Origin of the sequence: Bacillus sp. RC242 (assembly GCF_044908245.1) — a bacterium.
GTDB lineage: Bacteria > Bacillota > Bacilli > Bacillales > Bacillaceae_G > Bacillus_A > Bacillus_A mycoides.
In genome coordinates this window covers 24,678-43,116 of the sequence record NZ_JBIYCZ010000014.1, presented here as the reverse complement: position 1 = coordinate 43,116, position 18,439 = coordinate 24,678, and the positions used below count along the sequence as shown (strand labels likewise).

Here is an 18,439-nt window from a genome sequence, read left to right as displayed (position 1 = left end):
CGATAAAATGTAATCCTTTCGTCAATTATGCATTTTTACATATTCACTGCTTCTAGGTATTTTAATGATAAAAATAAAAGAACTTTAGCATTATATATGGCTAAAGTTCTCTTGTTTCTTAACAACTTTTATTCAAAAAAACACATCCTACAAAATTCCTCTTATAATTCCTTAAATCTCTATCCTTCACCTTATAACTATATTGTTAAAACTCTCCGTCCTAATTTATTTAGAGCTCTTTATATAACTAATTGCCTGACTCCCCATCTGTACCCACGCCTTTTCAAAATCTTCTCTCGATACACTGATATTCGGGCTTTCATTAAGTGGATCTTGAATATATACAGACTCCTTATCATATCCAACAAGAACAACACAATGTTCATTATAAGTAATGGAAACATCTCCACCATTTGTTTCCCATATAGTGAATTCATCCTCATCTAGTGGGGCATATGTTGCATTTGTAATCATGACTACCGGTTGTCCTGATTTTACACTCTTATAAATTTCTTCTATACTTTTTCCTGTTAAATCTATAGCTTCATTCGGTAAATATTTTTTTGCTAATTGAAAAAGCGGTCCATGATATACACCGTATCCCGATTCAGAAAACGTATAAATGTTCCCCACAAATCCTTCATTCGGATTTCCTCTTACACCATCGTCTAAAAAATCTACCTTTTTGATGTCACTCGCTAATTTCATCTTATCTATAGAAACACCCGCATATTGTAACATCATCGCTAAACTTGTTACTTCGCAGCCTCTATCTAACTCTGGTAACTGCTGAATTAAAGGCACATTTGATAACATGACTTTTTCATTGTTATTACTAAACTCTATTCGTTTTTGACTTTGTATACTTGAAAATAGTAACCCCTTTACTTTCTCCACATACTTTGTAATTCCATTTGTATATGCACCCCATATCCCTATACAAAATACGGCCATACATATATACCACTTCCATTTTCGTATCACCCTCACGCCCTTTTAATTCGTTAAATACGAATAAAACGCATCAGCATCTGTTTGAACCATAGGAACAAACTTAAGCTCTTTTCCCTTTTCAGGTTGTTCAAGATTTATCTTCTCCGCTAAATCTTGAATATTCAAATTCGCTCTATCCATACCCAGCTCATCTGCTATTTCTATTACCTTTTGCTCATTTATTTCTCTTAATACTTGATATATATCTTTGCCATATAAATCAATATGATATTTTTTTGCTTCTTCCTGTACTTTTTGTTCGTACACTTCTTGTGCTAACTCTTCCATCTCTTTTCCTTGTTGAGCAATACCTAGCTTTTCTGCCTCTTCTTTAACTTTCGTGCCGTAGATTTCTTCCGCAATGTCTTCTATTTCTTTTCCTTCAGTTGAAACACCAAGCTTTTCTGCTTCATTATTAATTTTAATCTTATTAATTTGATCAATTAAACTTACAATCGACGTATTCTCTATAGATATTCCTAATTTTAACGCTTCTTGCCTCACTTTTGTTTCATAAATTTCTTCTGAAAGAATTCCAACATCTTTTCCTTCTACCGAGATACCTAATTTTTCTGCTTCTCTTCCTACTTCCGTTTCATGAATTTCCTTTTCTAACGTAATTTGTTCTTTCCCATCCGTTTCAATGCCTAACTTTTCTGCTTTTTCTTCTGTATGCATTGCATGTATTTTCCCATCATTTAATTGTTCTTTACTACGCTGCGTGTAATCTGTCTTTCCTTTTTTCATTCCAGAAGGAGAGGCACCCCCTAATATACTTAAACTCATTACTCCAATAGTGAATACCGTCATCATTTTCTTTTTCAAGACTTCTTCCTCCCTCTCACGCTTTCTTTTCCCAGCTTTCCCATAATTTTTTTTATACTATACATAAACTTCATCTCTGTTAGAAATAACCTTATGATTTATCCAGTTCATTCAAAAAAACTTACAACTTTTCTTTCCATCACAAGTTTCCATTATGTAATACATGATACAAGTTGTTTCTTAACTTTCCCTTAAAAAAAAGACGACCTTGTAAAAACAAGATCGTCTTCTCACTTATATTCTTTGGTTTTTAGGGAAAATCACTTCAAAACAAGTTCCTTCTCCCCATTTGCTCTCTACCGATATTTTTCCATAATGCTTTTCTACAATCCAATTAGCGATTGAAAGACCTAACCCCGCTCCTTCTGATGGACTTCTTGCTTTATCTCCTTGATAAAAACGATCAAATAACTTTGGAATATCCACTTCTTTAACTCCTATCCCGTTATCCTTCACTTGTATGCGAATCGAACTACTCGTTTGCATACAAGTAATTTGAATATGTCCACCTTCATTCGTATACTTCATTGCATTATCTAGCAATATGACCATCAATTGATGAATTCTCTCTCTATCGCCAATAAACGATATGTCACGTTCTACTTTTAATATCATCTCTTTTTCTTGATAAGAAGCAATCTCTTTATATGGATCTACTATTTCTTCTAACAATTTATCCACTTCAAATGTTTTCTTATCCATCTCGATTTGATTAGAATCCGAACGTGCTAACAATAATAAATTGTTAACTAGTTTTGATAGCCGTCTACATTCCTTTGAAATTGTAGAAATATCCATCGCCTTTTCTTCTATCGTCGCAGATGGTGACTGGAATAATACATCTGTTTTTGATTGAATAACCGCAAGTGGTGTTCTTAATTCATGCGATGCGTCCGAAACGAACTGCTGCTGTTTCTCCCATGAATTTTGAATCGGTATGAGTGCTCTACCCGCTAGGAAAAAGCCGATTCCTATTGCACATAGACTTCCTATGCTGCAACCTATAACGAGAATTAAAAATAAAGTATTTATCATTTCTTTTTCGGCTGTTGTATCGCGTACGATTTGCACAATTTGTCCGTCATCCTGAAACGCTAATGTTCTGAAATAATGCCCCTTTACTTCTATATCCTGAAGAACTCCTAATTTCTTTGGCGCAAAAGCTGGAATATTCTCTGTAAAAATAGAGAAAAATCTAGGGTTTTTCTCATCCATTGAGATTGTATTTCCCTTCCAGAACAACTTCATGACTCTTGGATCCCCAATTTGAATATTTTTCATGCCTCCCTTTGGAGGATTCTTAGATTTAACCCCATCTTTATATTCAATTATTTTTTCAAATGATTTATCTACTGCACCATAAATTCGATTATATGTGTATAAATAAATTATACTGCCTAATACCCCAATTAATACGATAAAAACTAATGAATTTACTATAGTCAAACGAATGCGTGTTTTTTGAAACATACTTCCCTTTTTCATTGTTCTTTTAATATATATCCAATACCACGAACAGTTTGAATATCTTTCTGATAACCGAATGGTTCTAATTTTTTACGTAAATGATGAACATACACTTCTACTATGGCTACTGTTGTATCCGAATCAAATCCCCAAACACGATCGAAAATTTGTTCACGCATTAAAATCTTCCCGCTATTTTGAATGAGGTACTCTAGTAGCTCGTATTGTTTTAATGTCAGCTTAATACCTTGTCCATCTACTTGAATGTCTTTATCTTTTCCGAACAATTCAATTCCTTTATAGCGAATGGTCTGCTGTGTTGTTAAACTACCACTTCTGCGTAGTAATGCACGAATTCTCGCTTTTAATTCAGGGGCCTGAAACGGTTTAACAATATAATCATCTCCACCAAAGTCCAACCCTTTCACTCGATCTTCTAAAGAATCCCTCGCTGTCAAAAACAGGACTGGTGTTTCAATCTTTTCATCACGTATTTTTTGAATCACTTCAAAACCGTCCATTTCTGGCATCATCACATCAAGCAAAATGGCATCATATATATTCTGTAAAGCTAGAAATAATCCATCTTCTCCATTCAATGCTGTATCTACTTCAAATTCATCGCGTAAAATTTGTACGATAGACTCTAATAACGAGGCATTATCTTCTACTACAAGTAAGCGCATATTCTCACCTTCCACAATCTATTTCAACTCTCTTTATTATTGCATCTCTTCTCTTCATAACGAAATAATGTAATCATATTATGTAATTTCATTTTCAACTATTTCCTTCTAAAGTTTTGCTCGATATAAAATTTTGAACCTTTATTATAAAGGCTCTTTCTTAAATTTTGCTTAATAAAAAATTGAAAGAAATAAGATTCCTCTTATCTCTTTCAATTTTTTACTACATATACCTTTTTACTTGGCAACTCCAAACAATTTAACTGACCACCATACACAGCCCCGCCATCAATTCCAATAATACGATTACTACCAAAATACACTCCGCAATTCTCACTACCATGAAGCGTTTTTGTTTCCGTATGGCCAAATACAACAACCTTTTCGCCGCTATATCCATTATGAAATTCATTACGGATCCACATTAATGTATATGGTTCAGATTCAGAAACTCGGTTCATCGGCTCAACACCAGCATGTACAAAGATATACTCTTCTGTTTCAATGTAATGATCTAATTCTTGAATAAACGTTACATGTTCCTCTAATATATGAGATTGTAAAATCGGTTTTTGGAAGTTTTCCTCATTAACCGCAATGTCTTCTTCTACAAATCCATAGCTATATAACGTTTTATCTCCACCATTCCTTTTTACCCAATGGTTCCATGAACGTTCCTCATCAGTCGTTAACGCCTTGATCATCATATCTTCATGATTGCCCTTTAGAACGAGGGCTCCCTCTTCTGTTAACTCTTTTACCTTTTCAATTACTGCACGCGCATTTGGACCACGATCTACATAATCCCCTAATAAAATCAATTGATCCTGTCTTGCATCGTATTGAGCTTCTTCCAATAACTGTTCGAACTTTTCTATTTCTCCATGAATATCACTAATAACAAGTATTCTCTTCATTTCTTCTCCTTCTTTCTAAACCATTCTCTTTCTAATTATAGATTAAAATGAAGGAAATTTCTGAATACTAATCCGAAATAGTATTTATTACAAATAAAACTATTATCCTTACGACACTGTAAGTCTCTTGTCATCCAATTCGATAGTTGCAATCACTATATTTCTTTATACTAAAAGTAAGAAATGAAACAAAAAACAAGGAGAGATGAGATATGAAAAAAGTGATGGAAGTTGTAGTAGCAGTGGCAGAGGTTTTCGTAAATGGTAAACAAGTTGCAATGGAGTTAAACAAATAATGAAAAGGACAATATTCTTTCTAGACCCTTTACTCATATAAAATAGATAAGAATTCATCATTTCTTTGATCCCTTATCTCCTTATAAAGAAAGCCGTATCCCTCATAAGGATACGGCTTTCTCTTATTTTTGATTCGTACGAGCTGAAATACTAATTGCTCTATCTGTTGTTTTTGCAGCTTCATCTAACGCTTCTTTACTATTTTTCCCGTCATACATTGCTTCTAATGCTTTTACGACTGCATCTCTTGATTCTGGGAATACACTAATTAATGCACCTTGAGTTGCTGGAGATTGCTTCGTTGCTTGTAATTGCTCTACCGTTACTTTTAACTGCGGATACTTTTCATACTGCTCTTTTACTAACGGCTCATTATATGCATCTGGATTAATTGAGAAATATCCTGTTGCAGTATGCCATTTTGCTTGTACATCTGGCTTCGTTAAATATTTCATAAAGTCCCAAGCACCTTGCTGCGTTTCTTCTGAAACCATATTCGTCATCCATAATGATGCACCGCCAATAACAACACCATTTTGTTTCGAATCTTCTGGATACGGAATATACGAAACGCCTACATTAAACTTAGATGCATCAATTAAATCACGAACACCAGCTGAAGAATCTAAATACATAGCAACTTGTCCAGACTGAAACGCAGCACGAATATCATCCCAACTTGCTCCATACTTTCCAAGTGCACCAGCTTTATTTAGTTCATCTAACATTCCAAATACTTTCTGTCCTTCTTTACCGTTAAATACCGCTTTCTTTGCAGCATCTTTACGGCCGTTTTCGTTGTCTACATATAAAGCACCTTGTGTCGCTAACAATTCTTCAAAGAACCAACCATAATTCAGCATTGAAAATCCATACTGTTTTACATTTCCACCTTCTTTAATCGTTAACTTTTTCGCCGCTTCTTTTAATTCTGCATATGTTTTCGGAGCTTTCTCTGGATCTAATCCAGCCTTTGCGAAAGCATCTTTATTATAAATTAATACTGGTGTAGATGAATTAAACGGCATAGAATACATTTTTTCATCAACTGAATAATAGTTCGTAATTGCTTTTTCTAATTTTGATGTATCGTACTTATCTTTTTTAATCCAGCTATCGATAGGCGTAATCTTTTTGCTATCAATCATATACTTCGTTGTAATTTCACTCGATTGAACAAGAGCTGGCGCTTCTTTCGTTGCAGACATCGTTTTAAATTTCGTTAAAGACTCTTCGTATGTTCCTTGGAACTCTGCCTTTATCTCGTATTTATTCTGCGACTTATTATAGTCTGCAACAAGCCCATCTAGTACACCTTGTGTTTTTCCACCCATTGCATGCCAGAAACGGATTACAGTTTTATCACCATTCTTTTCAACAGGAGCTACTTTTGCCTGTGCTTCAGGTTTCCCCTCTGTTTTACTATTTGAACAAGCTGCGCCGGTTAATGCCATTGTGGCTGCCATTAAAAGAGCAGCACTTTTTTTCAATAAACTCATCTCAATCCCACCTTTTCCTATGTATGCTTATTTAATTGCACCTTTTGTTAATCCTTTTTGTAATTGCTTTTGCCCTAAAAATAATAAAATCAATGTTGGAATGACGATAACCGTAACACCGGCCATTACACTGCCCCAATCAGTTGCAACTTCTTGAGATTGAAGCTGCTTTACACCAATTTGAACCGTTCTTACTTTTTCATCAGTGGTTACTAAAAGCGGCCACAAATACATATTCCACGTTGTTAAAAAGCTATATACTCCAAGAGTAATAAAACTCGTTTTACAATACGGCATTACTACGCTGAATAAAAACCTTACATTTCCAATACCTTCAATAAAAGCAGCTTCTTTCAGTTCATTCGGAAGCGTCATAAAATGTTGACGTAGTAAGAAAATACCGAAAGCTGTTGCAAAAAACGGCACCGTCATCCCAGCAAAACTATTAATCCATCCGAAGTTTTGAATCGTTAAAAAGTTCGGTACCATCGTTGCTTCCCACGGAATAAGCATTGTTGAAATAAACAAGAAGAAAATTAAGTTTCTACCTTTAAACTGAAGAAAAACAAAAGCATAAGCTGCTAAACTGGATACGATAAGTTGTCCAAGCATAACAACTGTCGATACAATTAAACTGTTATATAAGTATGTAAAAAGAGGTACTTTTTGAAAAATATTAATGAAATTATCAAAAGTAAATTGAGTTGGAAATAACCTTCTCATTTGAATATCGTCTGGTGTCATAAAGCTTATTAAAAACGCATACAGTACAGGAAAAAACACCATTACTGCACTAATAATGAGCAGCATGTATAATAGGAAATTTTGTTTCCACTGTTTAACGATCATTTATAATGCACCTTTCTCTCAGCAAACTTAAATTGAAGTAATGTAGCAATGAAAATGAAAATAAATAATACCATAGCTTGTGCACTTGCTGTTCCAAATTGATGATTCACAAATGCCTCTTTATAAATTGAATACACAATTAAATTCGTTGCATCATTCGGTCCACCGTGCGTTAAAATATCAATTTGTCCAAAGCTTTGGAACGCACTAATTAACGTTACTGTCACGATAAAGAATAAAGTTGGTGATAGCATCGGTAATGTGACGCGGCGAAGCTTATATAAATAACTAGCACCATCTATAGATGCACTCTCATATAAAGACGTATCAATATTTTGTAAACCACCTAATATAACTAAAAATGCAAATCCTGTATTCACCCAAACCGTTGTAACCGATACAGAAAACAGTGCCCATTCTGGACTCGTTAACCATGCGATTGCAGGAAGATTCATAGAGGCTAATATATTATTAAATAACCCTACACTTGGATGAAATAAAAATAGCCAAATCACTGCACTAGCAGCTACTGATATTCCCATCGTTGAAGAAAACAGTACTCGGAATAACCCGATCCCTCCTACTTTTTCATTTGCAATTAATGCAAGAAATAAGGCGAATACAATGCTAGTAGGCACTGTATATAAAACAAATAATAAAGTTGACTTTATACTTTTGTAGAAAGCAGGATCCGAAAATAAATATTGATAATTTTCTAAGCCAACGAAAAGATTAGCTTCTCCGTGTATATCTGTTAAATAAAAGCTATAGTAGATCGTCCTAAACAATGGATAGAAAAGAAAAATTGAAAATAACAAAATAGATGGCGCCAAAAACAATAATCCAATTCTTAAATCTTTCGTTCTGCCCCATAAACTCTTCTTTTTTGACACTGTTGTTTGAACTGGTAACTTACCTACTTCAATCATTATTTCGCCACCACTTTCAACTCTTCTTCAGCTACCACTTTTAATCTTTCATTCGTATTTTGGTGAAAGAAGCATAGTTTTTCTTGCGAGAATAATAATTTTACTTTGTCACCTTTGTTCAGGAGTAACTGTCCGATGACTTTCGCACTCCAAGTTGTTCCGTTTATCGCAAAGTTTAATATAGATTCATTCCCTAATACTTCTACAGATTGCAGCGTAACTTCTTGTCCTTCCTCAGACAATGCAATATGCTCAGGACGCATGCCGATTCGAATTATTCCTTCTGGTAATTGCTTTAACTGTCCAATAGATAATGGAATTTGCAATTGCCCTATATGTAATATGCCTTTTTCTTTATCCACTTCCCCATCATTTATATTCATAGAAGGAGAACCTATAAAACTTGCAACAAATTCGTTTGCTGGTTCGTTATATATATCAAGCGGTGTTCCAACTTGTTGTATAGTTCCTTTATTTAAAACCATAATACGATCTCCCATAGTCATTGCTTCTATTTGATCGTGAGTAACGTAAATCATCGTAATTCCTAATCGTTGCTGAATTTCTCTAATTTCAATCCTCATCTGTGCACGTAATTTCGCATCTAAATTCGAAAGTGGTTCATCCATTAAACAAATCGGTGCTTGACTGACGATGGCCCTAGCAAGTGCAACACGCTGTCTTTGCCCACCTGATAGTTGCCCAGGCTTCATTTTGACATATTCCTTCAACCCTACCATCTCAACAGCTTCCATCAATCGTTTTTGTCGTTCTTCTTTCTGTACTTTTCTTACCTTAAGTCCAAATAAAATATTTTCTTCTACAGATAAATGTGGGTATAACGCATAATTTTGAAATACCATTGATAGATTACGGTCTTTCGGCTCTAAATCATTTGCAACATGTTCATTAATAATTAAATCTCCCGAAGAAATTTCTTCTAAACCAGCCAGCATTCGTAATAATGTACTTTTTCCACATCCCGAAGGTCCAACTAAAACAAAAAATTCTCCTCTTTTAATATGAACTGATACGTCTTTAACTGCTGTCTCTTCCGCATTTTTATATACCTTTGAAACATTTTTCAATTCAATCACAAGGTTGCACTCCTTTTTTCTTCTTGTATCCACACTTCATAATGACTCGTTGAAATTGCACTTGCTCCTGCACGAATTGCGATTTCTGCATCCTCTCGCGTTTGAATCAGCCCACCTGCAATAATAGGGAATTTTATTTCCTCCGCTAGCTGTTTAATAATAGAAGGCATAATGCCAGGCATAATCTCTACTGCATTCGGTTTAGTCGTTTTACAATTTTCAATTGATTTTGTAAGAGATAAAGTATCAACAATAAAAATGCGTTGAATCGTTTTCAATCCAATTTTATTGGCATTTCGAATTGTCGATCCCTTTGTCGAAATAATACCTTGTGCTCCGATAACATCTTGAATATATAAAAGTGCTTCCTCTGTGTTCGTATTTAAGCCTTGTATAAAATCACAATGAAGAAATACATCGTGTCCATGTTTCTGTAGTTCATATACACGCTCTGGTAACTCCAGCATTGAACCAGTCATAAGAAAAACTGTTTTCGGTAATTTTTTGTATGTTTTGTCCCCTTTCCAATCCTTTATCATCGCAATATAAGGTTCTTTAAACATTTATTCCACCTAGCTTTTCTATTTTTATCCAAACTAAAAACACCTACTTACATAGAACACCTTTCTCCTTATTTGAACTCTAGGGAATAGAGCACACTTAAGAAAGCGGCACGTTATATGTAAGCGGGTGTTCTCAAATGTTCTCTACCCTAGTTATTTTGTTACCTTTACTATATTACGCATTTATTAAGTCAGTTTTGATAAATTGTTAATTAGATGTTAATCGAATGTTAATATTCACCATATTACTTTTACAATAATCTAGATATACGAATAAACTCCAACAGCAAACAACTGTGTTTAAAATTTAAGTGATATGCAAATTCATTCCATAATTAATCAATTCTAGTTTTCTTGCCACTGCTTGCGAAGCAAAGTTATCCCAAGAAGTACTATAAAGCGGAATGCGCTTTTCCTCTTGTATTGATAGTGCCCAGGCTGTAACGACATCAGCACCATATCCATTCCCTTGAAACTCCACTAAAGTTTCCACACTTGCCTCAGCAGCTACGGGCGTACTTCTGGCACTGCAACATATAGAAACTACCTTTTCATTTTTTACAATTGCAAAATAAGGTTGCCTCCATTCCATCTGTTCTATTAGATTAGAAAAATTTTCTCGCAAAAGCTCTTTATTCTTCTCTGTTATTTGTATTGTTCTAGTTGGCTTATGTAAATTATTAGGGAACATGAAAGCAGGACCCACCCAAATATTCTCCACCGTTCTCTCTTCATTTAATACTTTAATGATCTTTGCTATCTCAATGTGATTTGAGCATTCTCGAATTAATTTCTCAATCTTACTTATCATTTCACCATGCAGTTTATAATGATACCTCGTTATATTCCCTTCACGAGTTCTGCTAAGAAAAAAACGTGGTGCTTTCAGATTTCCATTTTCATTTACACACTTTATTCTTCCTACTTGATTATGAACAAATAAAACTTCTGCCTGAATTGCTATTAACTCAAGTTCTGAAAATCGCATTTATACCCTCCTTAATTACTATTTGTAGCCTTCTCGATATAGCATCCATCCATTTTTTCAAAACAAAAATCCCATTTAAATACACATTACTGAATCCATCATACTAAAATGACTTCTTCATTCTGTCTATCTAAATGGGATTATTTCGTGCTTTTTATTTCTTCAGCTTGTTATTCCGCCAGTTGTGGTTGCGGCTGTACTACTTCATTCGCTCCAGCTATCCTCAACATATTCGCAATATCTTTAAAACCTCTTTTTTCAGCATATTGCAGCGGCGTAATATTTTCCTTATTGGCCATATTTACATCTGCCCCGTGGTCAATAAGCATTTGTATTACTTTCTTATGACTTTCACTACCATTTCCTAATACAATTGCTTCTAATAAAGCTGTTCCACCACGTTCATTCTTATAATTCACATCAATATCTGTATGCTCTAATAATTCTTTAACAACCTCTACATGGCCACGCTCAGATGCAGAAATAAGTGCTGTTCCACCTGACTTAGTCGTTTCCTTCGTATTAACTCCTGCATTAATTAATACTTTTACAATATCCGTATATCCTTCTCTACTTGCATAAAGAAATGGATTGCTTTGTTTTTCGTCTTGAATTTCAATATCAGCACCCGCATCAATTAATGCTTTAACTGTCTCTACATGATTTTGATACGTCGCTGCAAGGACAGGCGTTTCTCCGTTGTCACCTTCTACATTGATATTCGCTCCATCTTGGATCAGCTTCATAGCCGTTTCTGTGTCTCCAAGCGTCGCAGAAAGTAGCAACTGTTTGTCCATTAAATTTATACTTTTTTCTTCTTTAGATTCTTCCTGTTCTTTATGCTTCTCTTTTTTCTTTTCGTTTTTCACATGAACCGGTTTTGATTCTGGCTCTTCTTGCTTATCGCAAGCCACTACCGTCATTAAAAGTCCTAATAACATACATAATAAAATTTTTTGTTTTCTCACAACTACAGCTCCTATGAAAGATAATGTTTTCTTAACCATTCCTCCATCACATACAATAACTTTTCTTGAGTACATTTATCCATAAGCCCTTTAGATTCCTTCTTTAATCGGATTATCTTAAACTTATACTATGTTTCTCAACCTATTGGAATGATACGCCTGATGGCCTCATCATTAACATTATGAAGCAATTAGTTTAGCACGTTTTTACCGCATTTGTATACATTTCTAAAAAGTACATAAATGATTGCTTTAGGTTACTATATTCCATTGTAACCGTTCTTCTAAAATTTTTACACCTTTTCTATATTTGCACCTGAGTAATAATAGAAAAAGACAACTATATAGTTGTCTTTTTCTATTATTAATGATGCCCACCGTGATTCCCTTTTTTCGATTTTCCCATCATCTCTTTATTCATTTCCCATTTATGCTCTGATAACTCTCTATACGAAAGAACTTTCCCCTTATAGTTAGATACAAAACTCTCTGCATCTTTTTTATTTTTAAATGAAATGACATTATAAGCCATCGGTGTCGTTATTGTTTTATCATATACGTAAGTAGCATCTTCCAACGAAACCCAATCTTTCGAATCATAATCTCGAACAAATTTTTCTTTCGTCTTTTCACCTGAATTGATCTCCATCCATTTATACATGCAACCAATATCATCAAACTTTAATGCTTTTCCATTTTCTAAAATAATTTCGGTTGCGAATTGATTATCGATTACCCCAATTTGGCAAATGTCACACTTATCATTTTTCTCATTAATCGCAACAGCTGTTAGTTCTTTTTTCCCACATCCTACTATCGTAAATATGAAACATAAACATATAGCAAGTACGACATATTTTACTTTCATCAATATTCCTCCCTAGAAACCGTATACTCCACGAAAAGAATACCAAAAGGTTGTGTGAGATTTGTGAAAAAACAATGTTCTTTTTGTAATATATGGAACAAAAAAGAGATGTGCAGTTACTTCTACACATCTCTCATCATTCACAACCAGTAATTAACAAATCATCTTCTAACTTAACTAATAATGTATCCGTATCAATTTCCTGTCCAACTTCTACATTTACTAATCTTATATTTCCACTGATCCCTACCCCGATTTTCTCAAGCTCACCATCGTACTTTCGAATCATCATTAATTTTTCCCATTCATATACGTAAGAGGATTCATTAATAAAAATCTCCTCTACTTTGCCTTTACATGAACTATAAATTTCTTCTATTCTTGTTTCCATTCAAAATCTACTCCCTACTTCACGCTTCGCTATTTCCATCTTATTCTATCATTCTTGCATACAGGCATTTATCTTTTTAAAAATTCAAAATTACCCTGTGAACAAAATGATCAAAATAAAGATTATGCTTCTAATGATGTTATTTTTCAAATTATTTACCATTCCAATTGAACCTTTTATTATAAACAAAAAACCTTTTATCTGAATTTTTATTTTATTTTGAAAGCGTAATCATTTTTTGAGGGGGAGATTACATGGTAGCATTACTCGGATTTACAATGGTATTTGTCTTTATGTTTTTGATTATGACGAAACGTATGTCTGCACTAGTAGCATTAATATTAGTTCCAATTATTTTCGCATTAATTGGTGGCTTTTATGCCAATATGGGCCCGATGATGTTAGAAGGAATTCAAAAGCTAGCACCTACTGGTATTATGCTTATGTTCGCCATTTTATATTTCGGAATTATGATTGATAGCGGTTTATTTGATCCTGTTATTAGTAAAATTTTAAAATTTGTAAAAGGTGATCCTTTAAAAATTGTTGTTGGTACAGCTATTCTTACTATTATCGTTTCATTAGATGGGGACGGAACAACAACATATATGATTACAGTTTCCGCAATGTATCCACTATATAAACGTCTTGGAATGAATCCACTTATATTAGCTGGGGTTGTTATGTTAGGAGCAGGTGTTACAAATCTTACACCTTGGGGTGGACCAACTGCTCGGGTTATGAGTGCTCTTGGACTTGATGCATCAGAGCTCTTCACACCACTTATACCAGGAATGATTGCTGGTGCAATTTGGGTAGTTTTCGTTGCCTATTATCTTGGAAAAAAAGAAAGAAAGCGTTTAGGAATTATGGATGTACAATATTTAAAACAAATGCAAACAATGGATGAGCAAGCTGCGACAGTTGAAGCTGCCGTGCATAAACGCCCTAAACTTCTATGGATTAACTTTTTATTGACCGCTACATTACTTGTCTGTCTCATACTAGAAGTTATGCCGCTACCTGTTCTATTTACAGTCGCTTTTGCTATTGCTGTTATGATTAACTATCCTAACTTAGAACAGCAAAAAGAGCGTATTGCGTCTCACGCTGGAAACGTATTAGCGGTTGTTTCTCTCGTCTTTGCTGCTGGAATTTTCACAGGTATTCTATCTGGAACAAAAATGGTAGATGCAATGGCTCAAAGTGTCGTTACTCTTATACCAGATGCACTTGGCCCCCAACTTCCAATTATTACAGCTTTACTAAGTATGCCGTTCACATTTTTCATGTCTAATGATGCCTTTTACTTCGGTGTATTACCTATTTTAACGAAAGCTGCTGCCGCTTACGGAATTAGTGCAGCAGAAATGGGACGTGCTTCGTTACTCGGTCAACCTGTTCACTTACTGAGTCCCCTCGTTGCTTCCACTTATTTATTAGTCGGAATGGCCAAGGTTGATTTTGGTGAACACCAACGATTCACTTTACTTTGGGCTGTTGGAACGACAATGGTTATGTTGATTACTGGAATTGTAATTGGAATTATTCCAATATAAGATGAAACTAGAAAAAACAGTAGAGGAAATGTAATAATCCTCTACTGTTTTTATTGTTGTAAAAATCCCCTATGAAGAAACGCGGAAATACCTTCTTTCTGGCCTTCCCACACTTCCATATATAAGCTCCGCATGCACTTTCTTTCCAGAGATCAAATACTCTAAATAGCGCCTAGCAGTTGATCGGCTTACACCTACCATTGAACTTAGTATCTCTGCAGTAATTCCCTCTTCATTAATAGTTAGCATATGCTTTTTTATTTTTGCTAACGTTAAAGGATCGATTCCTTTTGGCGCATATTCTATTGGATTGGCCTGCACCCCTCTTTGGGACCATAGATGTTCAATCTGTTCTGAAGATAATTGAGCATTTTTCTTTAACTTCGTAATCTTCTTTTGATAACCTTCTAAACTTGTTTTAAACCGATCAAATGTAAGTGGCTTTACGATATAATCTGTTACCCCGCCTCGTAAAGCATGCCACACTACATCCGTCTCTGATGCGGCTGTAATCATAATAATATCTGTATCATGCAAATTATGCCTAATATATGTGACGAGTTCGGCCCCTTGCATGTCAGGTAAATATACATCTAGTAAAACGAGTTGTGGCTTTACAAACTCTAGCCATTCTTTCGCCTGTTCCCCAGTCGTTGCTGTTCCAATTACTTTAAACCCCTCAATTTTTTCAGTAAAACGACGATGAATTTCCGCAATCCGAATATCATCTTCTACAATCAATACTTCAATCCCCTCATTCATTACAATTCGCCTCTCTCTTTCGGTAATGCAATGATAAATAAAGCACCACCTAAATCCCCTTTTTCAATCGCAATACTTCCATTTAAATCTTCCACTAACTCTTTCACTTTCGCTAATCCATATCCACGTTTTTCGCCCGCCTTCGTCGAAAAACCTTTATAGAATATGCTTGTAATTATTTCATCATGAACACCTTGTCCTGAATCTTCCACTTCAATTAATATTTCTTCGCCAATGTCTGTTACAAACATTCTTACTTTCTTATTATGCTCGTGATTTCTTTCAATTGTTTCAAATGCATTCGTAATCAAATTCCCTAAAATAGAAACAACGTAATTACTCTCAATATGCGGACTTAACTCTTCTAAACCACTTTCCCGATCTAACATAAAATCAATCTTCAACTCTCGCGCCCTATTATAAAATCCAATTAAAATCCCACCTAACCATGGATTTTGAATTCGTTTCATAATAAATTGAACGAACTCTTGATATACTGCCGTTTCCTTATGAATAAGCTCTAAAGCATCTTCATAAGACTCTAATTGAATAAGACCTGAAAGCGTATACAATAAATTGTTATATTCGTGTGTTTGCGCCCGTAATGCCTCTGTATATTGCCGTGTTTGAGATAATTCCGCTGTTAATTGATCTATCTCAGATTTCAAGCGCAAGCTGGATACTACACCAGTTACTTTATGATTAACTTTAATAGGTAGACGATTAGCAATAACATCCTGCCCCTTTATATTTAATTGGCGATCAAATTGTTCTTCTCCGGTTTGAAGTACATCCAGTATCGATGAATTAGGAATAACATCTAAAATAAATTTCCCTATTATATTTTGTTGTTTATCTAAAGAAAGGATATCGTATGCCGCTTGATTTACTAAACTAACCATACCATTTTTATCGATTACTACAATTCCTTCACGTACAGATTGAATAACTGTACTATGCTCCTCGTATAAAGATGAAATTTCTTCTGGCTCCATTCCAAACATCATCCGCTTAATACTTTTAGCTAAATATACAGAGCCAATTATCCCAATTAACAGACCTGTTATTGTAATCCAAAACACACGCTTTCCATACACTTCTATCGCTCCATGAATATCATCCATGGAAAAACCAACAGATACTACACCAATAATTTCATTATCCTGATTACGAATTGGGACTTTTCCACGTAATGAAGGCCCTAATGATCCCGTTGCTTTCGAAACGTAAGATTTCCCTTCTAATAGAACCCCTTTGTTATCTCCGCCCACCATAGCTTCTCCTATTTTATCTCGCTTAGGATGTGCATAACGAATACCATCTTTATTTCCAACTACAATAAAGTCAGCATCTGTTTCGATTCGAATTTTTTCTGCAATTGGCTGAATAATAGAAGCTGGATTTTCTTTTTGAAAAGCTTCCTGGATTTCCGGTATAGCAGCAACTGTTTTCGCAACATGCAACGCTCTTTTTCCGATTTGGTCTTCTACCGTTTCAGATAATATGTAGTAAAATAAATAACTCGTTAACAGAAGCACAGCAAGAATAAGTGTACTAATAGTTAATGTAATTCTCGGTTGTAGTTTCAATTTCTTCAATTTCAAAATCATTCCCCTAACATGGCTAAAGATAGAATTTAAAGAAAATACAGTCTTTTTAATTATCACCTTTTATCATAACACGGTTACTATATATTTCTTTATCTTTATCTTCATAAAGTGAAACTTTAATCAGTGGGGGTTTTGTTCATCCCCCACTGATTATTAGCCTTCACCAATCGGGCATCTACGGGCCGCCCGACTCCCACCTAACTTCTTTGCTCCAGCCGAATTATGAGGTGGGAGTTTTACTGCCCACAAATAGCGGGATAAAAAAAGAAACGAAGTAAAATTACTACCTCGTTTCTTAATGCTTGTTATTACACTTTAAATTTACCAATCATCTCTTGTAATTCTTCAGCCATTCGCGATAAGTGAACTGCTGCTGAATTTATTTCTTCTACTGAAGCTACTTGTTCTTCAGAGGAGCCAGCAATATTTTGAACGCTTGCTGCATTTTCTTCAATCGTTGCTGCAATTTCATTAATAGATGCACTTACTTGTTTTGTATCTATCGTCATTCGCTTCGCTACATCTACCATACTATCAATTTGTACAACTGTATCATTTGTAGATTTCAATATTTCTACAAAGCTTTGCTTCGCCTCATTTGCAACTACAAGCCCTGATTGTACCTCTGTCCCAACTTGATTCATAGAACTTACAGTTTCTTTTATATCAAATTGTATCTCTTTCACTAACTTTCCAATTTCCGTAGAAGACTGTCCCGATTGTTCCGCTAGTTTACGTACTTCATCTGCTACAATTGCAAAACCTCTTCCTTGCTCTCCAGCTCTTGCAGCCTCAATTGCAGCATTTAATGCTAATAAGTTTGTCTGCTGTGCAATATGTTGAATCACTTCTAGAATAGCTCCAATTTGCTTCGACTTATCATCTAATAAAGAAATGACTTCGTCTGACTGTGACACAGACTCATGAATTAATTGCATTTGATTCACAGTTTGTTCAACTAACTTTCCACCATCTTCAGCTTTTTGCTTCGTATACATAGATGCTGTGGACACTAATGAAGAGCTATCCGCAACACGCTGAATTCCTTCTGTAACTTCTTCTAACAAAGTCGCTCCTTCTTCAACTTCCCGCGTTTGTATTTCTGCCCCACTCGATACTTGTTCCATCGCCCTTGTAATTTGTTCCGTCGCTTCACTTGCTTGCTTCATAC

The 18,439-nt window shown here is 34.9% G+C and carries 18 protein-coding genes; 1 reads left to right on the top strand and 17 read right to left on the bottom strand.

Features of this window, described 5'->3' with window-relative positions; translation table 11 throughout:
* Positions 1–225: 225 nt before the first annotated feature.
* The 14 genes from ABH957_RS22555 to ABH957_RS22490 all read right to left on the bottom strand — a co-directional run bounded on the left by ABH957_RS22555 (position 226) and on the right by ABH957_RS22490 (position 13,337).
* The gene (locus ABH957_RS22555; protein ID WP_404448647.1) at positions 226–954 is read right to left on the bottom strand and encodes a C39 family peptidase; all 729 of its coding nucleotides are present in this window, start codon (positions 952–954) and stop codon (positions 226–228) included.
* 42 nt (positions 955–996) lie between these two features.
* Complete coding sequence (locus ABH957_RS22550) at positions 997–1,818, bottom strand: transporter (RefSeq protein ID WP_404448649.1); 822 nt, start codon at positions 1,816–1,818, stop codon at positions 997–999.
* Positions 1,819–2,052: 234 nt separating this feature from the next.
* On the bottom strand, positions 2,053–3,288 hold the full coding sequence (locus ABH957_RS22545; RefSeq protein WP_404448651.1) for a sensor histidine kinase: 1,236 nt from the start codon (positions 3,286–3,288) through the stop codon (positions 2,053–2,055).
* An 11-nt stretch (positions 3,289–3,299) separates the two neighbouring features.
* Positions 3,300–3,971: a response regulator transcription factor gene (locus ABH957_RS22540; protein ID WP_113937945.1), complete on the bottom strand. Its 672-nt coding sequence runs from the start codon at positions 3,969–3,971 to the stop codon at positions 3,300–3,302.
* A gap of 212 nt (positions 3,972–4,183) precedes the next feature.
* Complete coding sequence (locus tag ABH957_RS22535; protein WP_404457144.1) at positions 4,184–4,888, bottom strand: metallophosphoesterase family protein; 705 nt, start codon at positions 4,886–4,888, stop codon at positions 4,184–4,186.
* A 419-nt stretch (positions 4,889–5,307) separates the two neighbouring features.
* Positions 5,308–6,684 (bottom strand): ABC transporter substrate-binding protein, encoded by a 1,377-nt coding sequence (locus ABH957_RS22530; RefSeq protein ID WP_404448655.1) that lies wholly within the window; start codon positions 6,682–6,684, stop codon positions 5,308–5,310.
* A gap of 27 nt (positions 6,685–6,711) precedes the next feature.
* On the bottom strand, positions 6,712–7,533 hold the full coding sequence (locus ABH957_RS22525; protein ID WP_113937864.1) for a carbohydrate ABC transporter permease: 822 nt from the start codon (positions 7,531–7,533) through the stop codon (positions 6,712–6,714).
* Positions 7,530–8,462, bottom strand: a complete 933-nt coding sequence (locus tag ABH957_RS22520) for a carbohydrate ABC transporter permease (RefSeq protein ID WP_404512251.1) — start codon at positions 8,460–8,462, stop codon at positions 7,530–7,532. Before ABH957_RS22520 ends, ABH957_RS22525 begins: the two co-directional genes overlap by 4 nt.
* Positions 8,462–9,559 carry an ABC transporter ATP-binding protein gene (locus ABH957_RS22515; RefSeq protein ID WP_404457140.1) on the bottom strand — a complete coding sequence of 366 codons (1,098 nt, stop codon included), beginning with the start codon at positions 9,557–9,559 and terminating at the stop codon, positions 8,462–8,464. Before ABH957_RS22515 ends, ABH957_RS22520 begins: the two co-directional genes overlap by 1 nt.
* Positions 9,556–10,122, bottom strand: coding sequence for a glycerol-3-phosphate responsive antiterminator (locus ABH957_RS22510; RefSeq protein ID WP_404512249.1), 567 nt, complete (start codon positions 10,120–10,122; stop codon positions 9,556–9,558). The genes ABH957_RS22515 and ABH957_RS22510 overlap by 4 nt, the downstream gene beginning before the upstream one ends.
* A 307-nt stretch (positions 10,123–10,429) precedes the next feature.
* A complete protein-coding gene (locus ABH957_RS22505) occupies positions 10,430–11,110 on the bottom strand; it encodes a GNAT family N-acetyltransferase (RefSeq protein ID WP_404448661.1) in 681 nt (226 codons plus the stop codon).
* 170 nt (positions 11,111–11,280) lie between these two features.
* Positions 11,281–12,153 carry an ankyrin repeat domain-containing protein gene (locus tag ABH957_RS22500; RefSeq protein WP_404512247.1) on the bottom strand — a complete coding sequence of 291 codons (873 nt, stop codon included), beginning with the start codon at positions 12,151–12,153 and terminating at the stop codon, positions 11,281–11,283.
* A gap of 289 nt (positions 12,154–12,442) precedes the next feature.
* The gene (locus ABH957_RS22495; RefSeq protein ID WP_404512245.1) at positions 12,443–12,946 is read right to left on the bottom strand and encodes a nitrous oxide reductase accessory protein NosL; all 504 of its coding nucleotides are present in this window, start codon (positions 12,944–12,946) and stop codon (positions 12,443–12,445) included.
* 136 nt (positions 12,947–13,082) lie between these two features.
* Positions 13,083–13,337, bottom strand: coding sequence for a hypothetical protein (locus ABH957_RS22490; protein ID WP_060750498.1), 255 nt, complete (start codon positions 13,335–13,337; stop codon positions 13,083–13,085).
* A 254-nt stretch (positions 13,338–13,591) separates the two neighbouring features.
* Here ABH957_RS22490 and ABH957_RS22485 point away from each other — a divergent pair, with 254 nt between their 5' ends.
* Positions 13,592–14,896 carry a CitMHS family transporter gene (locus ABH957_RS22485; protein WP_044444440.1) on the top strand — a complete coding sequence of 435 codons (1,305 nt, stop codon included), beginning with the start codon at positions 13,592–13,594 and terminating at the stop codon, positions 14,894–14,896.
* Positions 14,897–14,965: 69 nt separating this feature from the next.
* Here ABH957_RS22485 and ABH957_RS22480 read toward each other — a convergent pair whose 3' ends face one another.
* From ABH957_RS22480 to ABH957_RS22470, 3 genes are all read right to left on the bottom strand, one after another.
* Entirely contained in the window at positions 14,966–15,658 is a 693-nt protein-coding gene (locus ABH957_RS22480) for a response regulator (protein WP_404512243.1), read from the bottom strand.
* Positions 15,658–17,268, bottom strand: coding sequence for an ATP-binding protein (locus ABH957_RS22475; RefSeq protein ID WP_404512276.1), 1,611 nt, complete (start codon positions 17,266–17,268; stop codon positions 15,658–15,660). The genes ABH957_RS22480 and ABH957_RS22475 overlap by 1 nt, the downstream gene beginning before the upstream one ends.
* A 308-nt stretch (positions 17,269–17,576) precedes the next feature.
* Positions 17,577–18,395, bottom strand: coding sequence for a methyl-accepting chemotaxis protein (locus ABH957_RS22470; RefSeq protein ID WP_370671442.1), 819 nt, complete (start codon positions 18,393–18,395; stop codon positions 17,577–17,579).
* Positions 18,396–18,439: the final 44 nt, after the last annotated feature.

Bases quoted from the DNA above. Each gene is read 5' to 3' on its own strand.
- ABH957_RS22555 (WP_404448647.1), bottom strand. From the start codon at position 954: ATGGCCGTATTTTGTATAGGGATATGGGGTGCATATACAAATGGAATT.
- ABH957_RS22545 (WP_404448651.1), bottom strand. From the start codon at position 3,288: ATGTTTCAAAAAACACGCATTCGTTTGACTATAGTAAATTCATTAGTT.
- ABH957_RS22540 (WP_113937945.1), bottom strand. From the start codon at position 3,971: ATGCGCTTACTTGTAGTAGAAGATAATGCCTCGTTATTAGAGTCTATC.
- ABH957_RS22535 (WP_404457144.1), bottom strand. From the start codon at position 4,888: ATGAAGAGAATACTTGTTATTAGTGATATTCATGGAGAAATAGAAAAG.
- ABH957_RS22530 (WP_404448655.1), bottom strand. From the start codon at position 6,684: ATGAGTTTATTGAAAAAAAGTGCTGCTCTTTTAATGGCAGCCACAATG.
- ABH957_RS22525 (WP_113937864.1), bottom strand. From the start codon at position 7,533: ATGATCGTTAAACAGTGGAAACAAAATTTCCTATTATACATGCTGCTC.
- ABH957_RS22520 (WP_404512251.1), bottom strand. From the start codon at position 8,462: ATGATTGAAGTAGGTAAGTTACCAGTTCAAACAACAGTGTCAAAAAAG.
- ABH957_RS22510 (WP_404512249.1), bottom strand. From the start codon at position 10,122: ATGTTTAAAGAACCTTATATTGCGATGATAAAGGATTGGAAAGGGGAC.
- ABH957_RS22505 (WP_404448661.1), bottom strand. From the start codon at position 11,110: ATGCGATTTTCAGAACTTGAGTTAATAGCAATTCAGGCAGAAGTTTTA.
- ABH957_RS22500 (WP_404512247.1), bottom strand. From the start codon at position 12,153: ATGTACTCAAGAAAAGTTATTGTATGTGATGGAGGAATGGTTAAGAAA.
- ABH957_RS22495 (WP_404512245.1), bottom strand. From the start codon at position 12,946: ATGAAAGTAAAATATGTCGTACTTGCTATATGTTTATGTTTCATATTT.
- ABH957_RS22490 (WP_060750498.1), bottom strand. From the start codon at position 13,337: ATGGAAACAAGAATAGAAGAAATTTATAGTTCATGTAAAGGCAAAGTA.
- ABH957_RS22485 (WP_044444440.1), top strand. From the start codon at position 13,592: ATGGTAGCATTACTCGGATTTACAATGGTATTTGTCTTTATGTTTTTG.
- ABH957_RS22480 (WP_404512243.1), bottom strand. From the start codon at position 15,658: ATGAATGAGGGGATTGAAGTATTGATTGTAGAAGATGATATTCGGATT.
- ABH957_RS22475 (WP_404512276.1), bottom strand. From the start codon at position 17,268: ATGATTTTGAAATTGAAGAAATTGAAACTACAACCGAGAATTACATTA.
- ABH957_RS22470 (WP_370671442.1), bottom strand. From the start codon at position 18,395: ATGGAACAAGTATCGAGTGGGGCAGAAATACAAACGCGGGAAGTTGAA.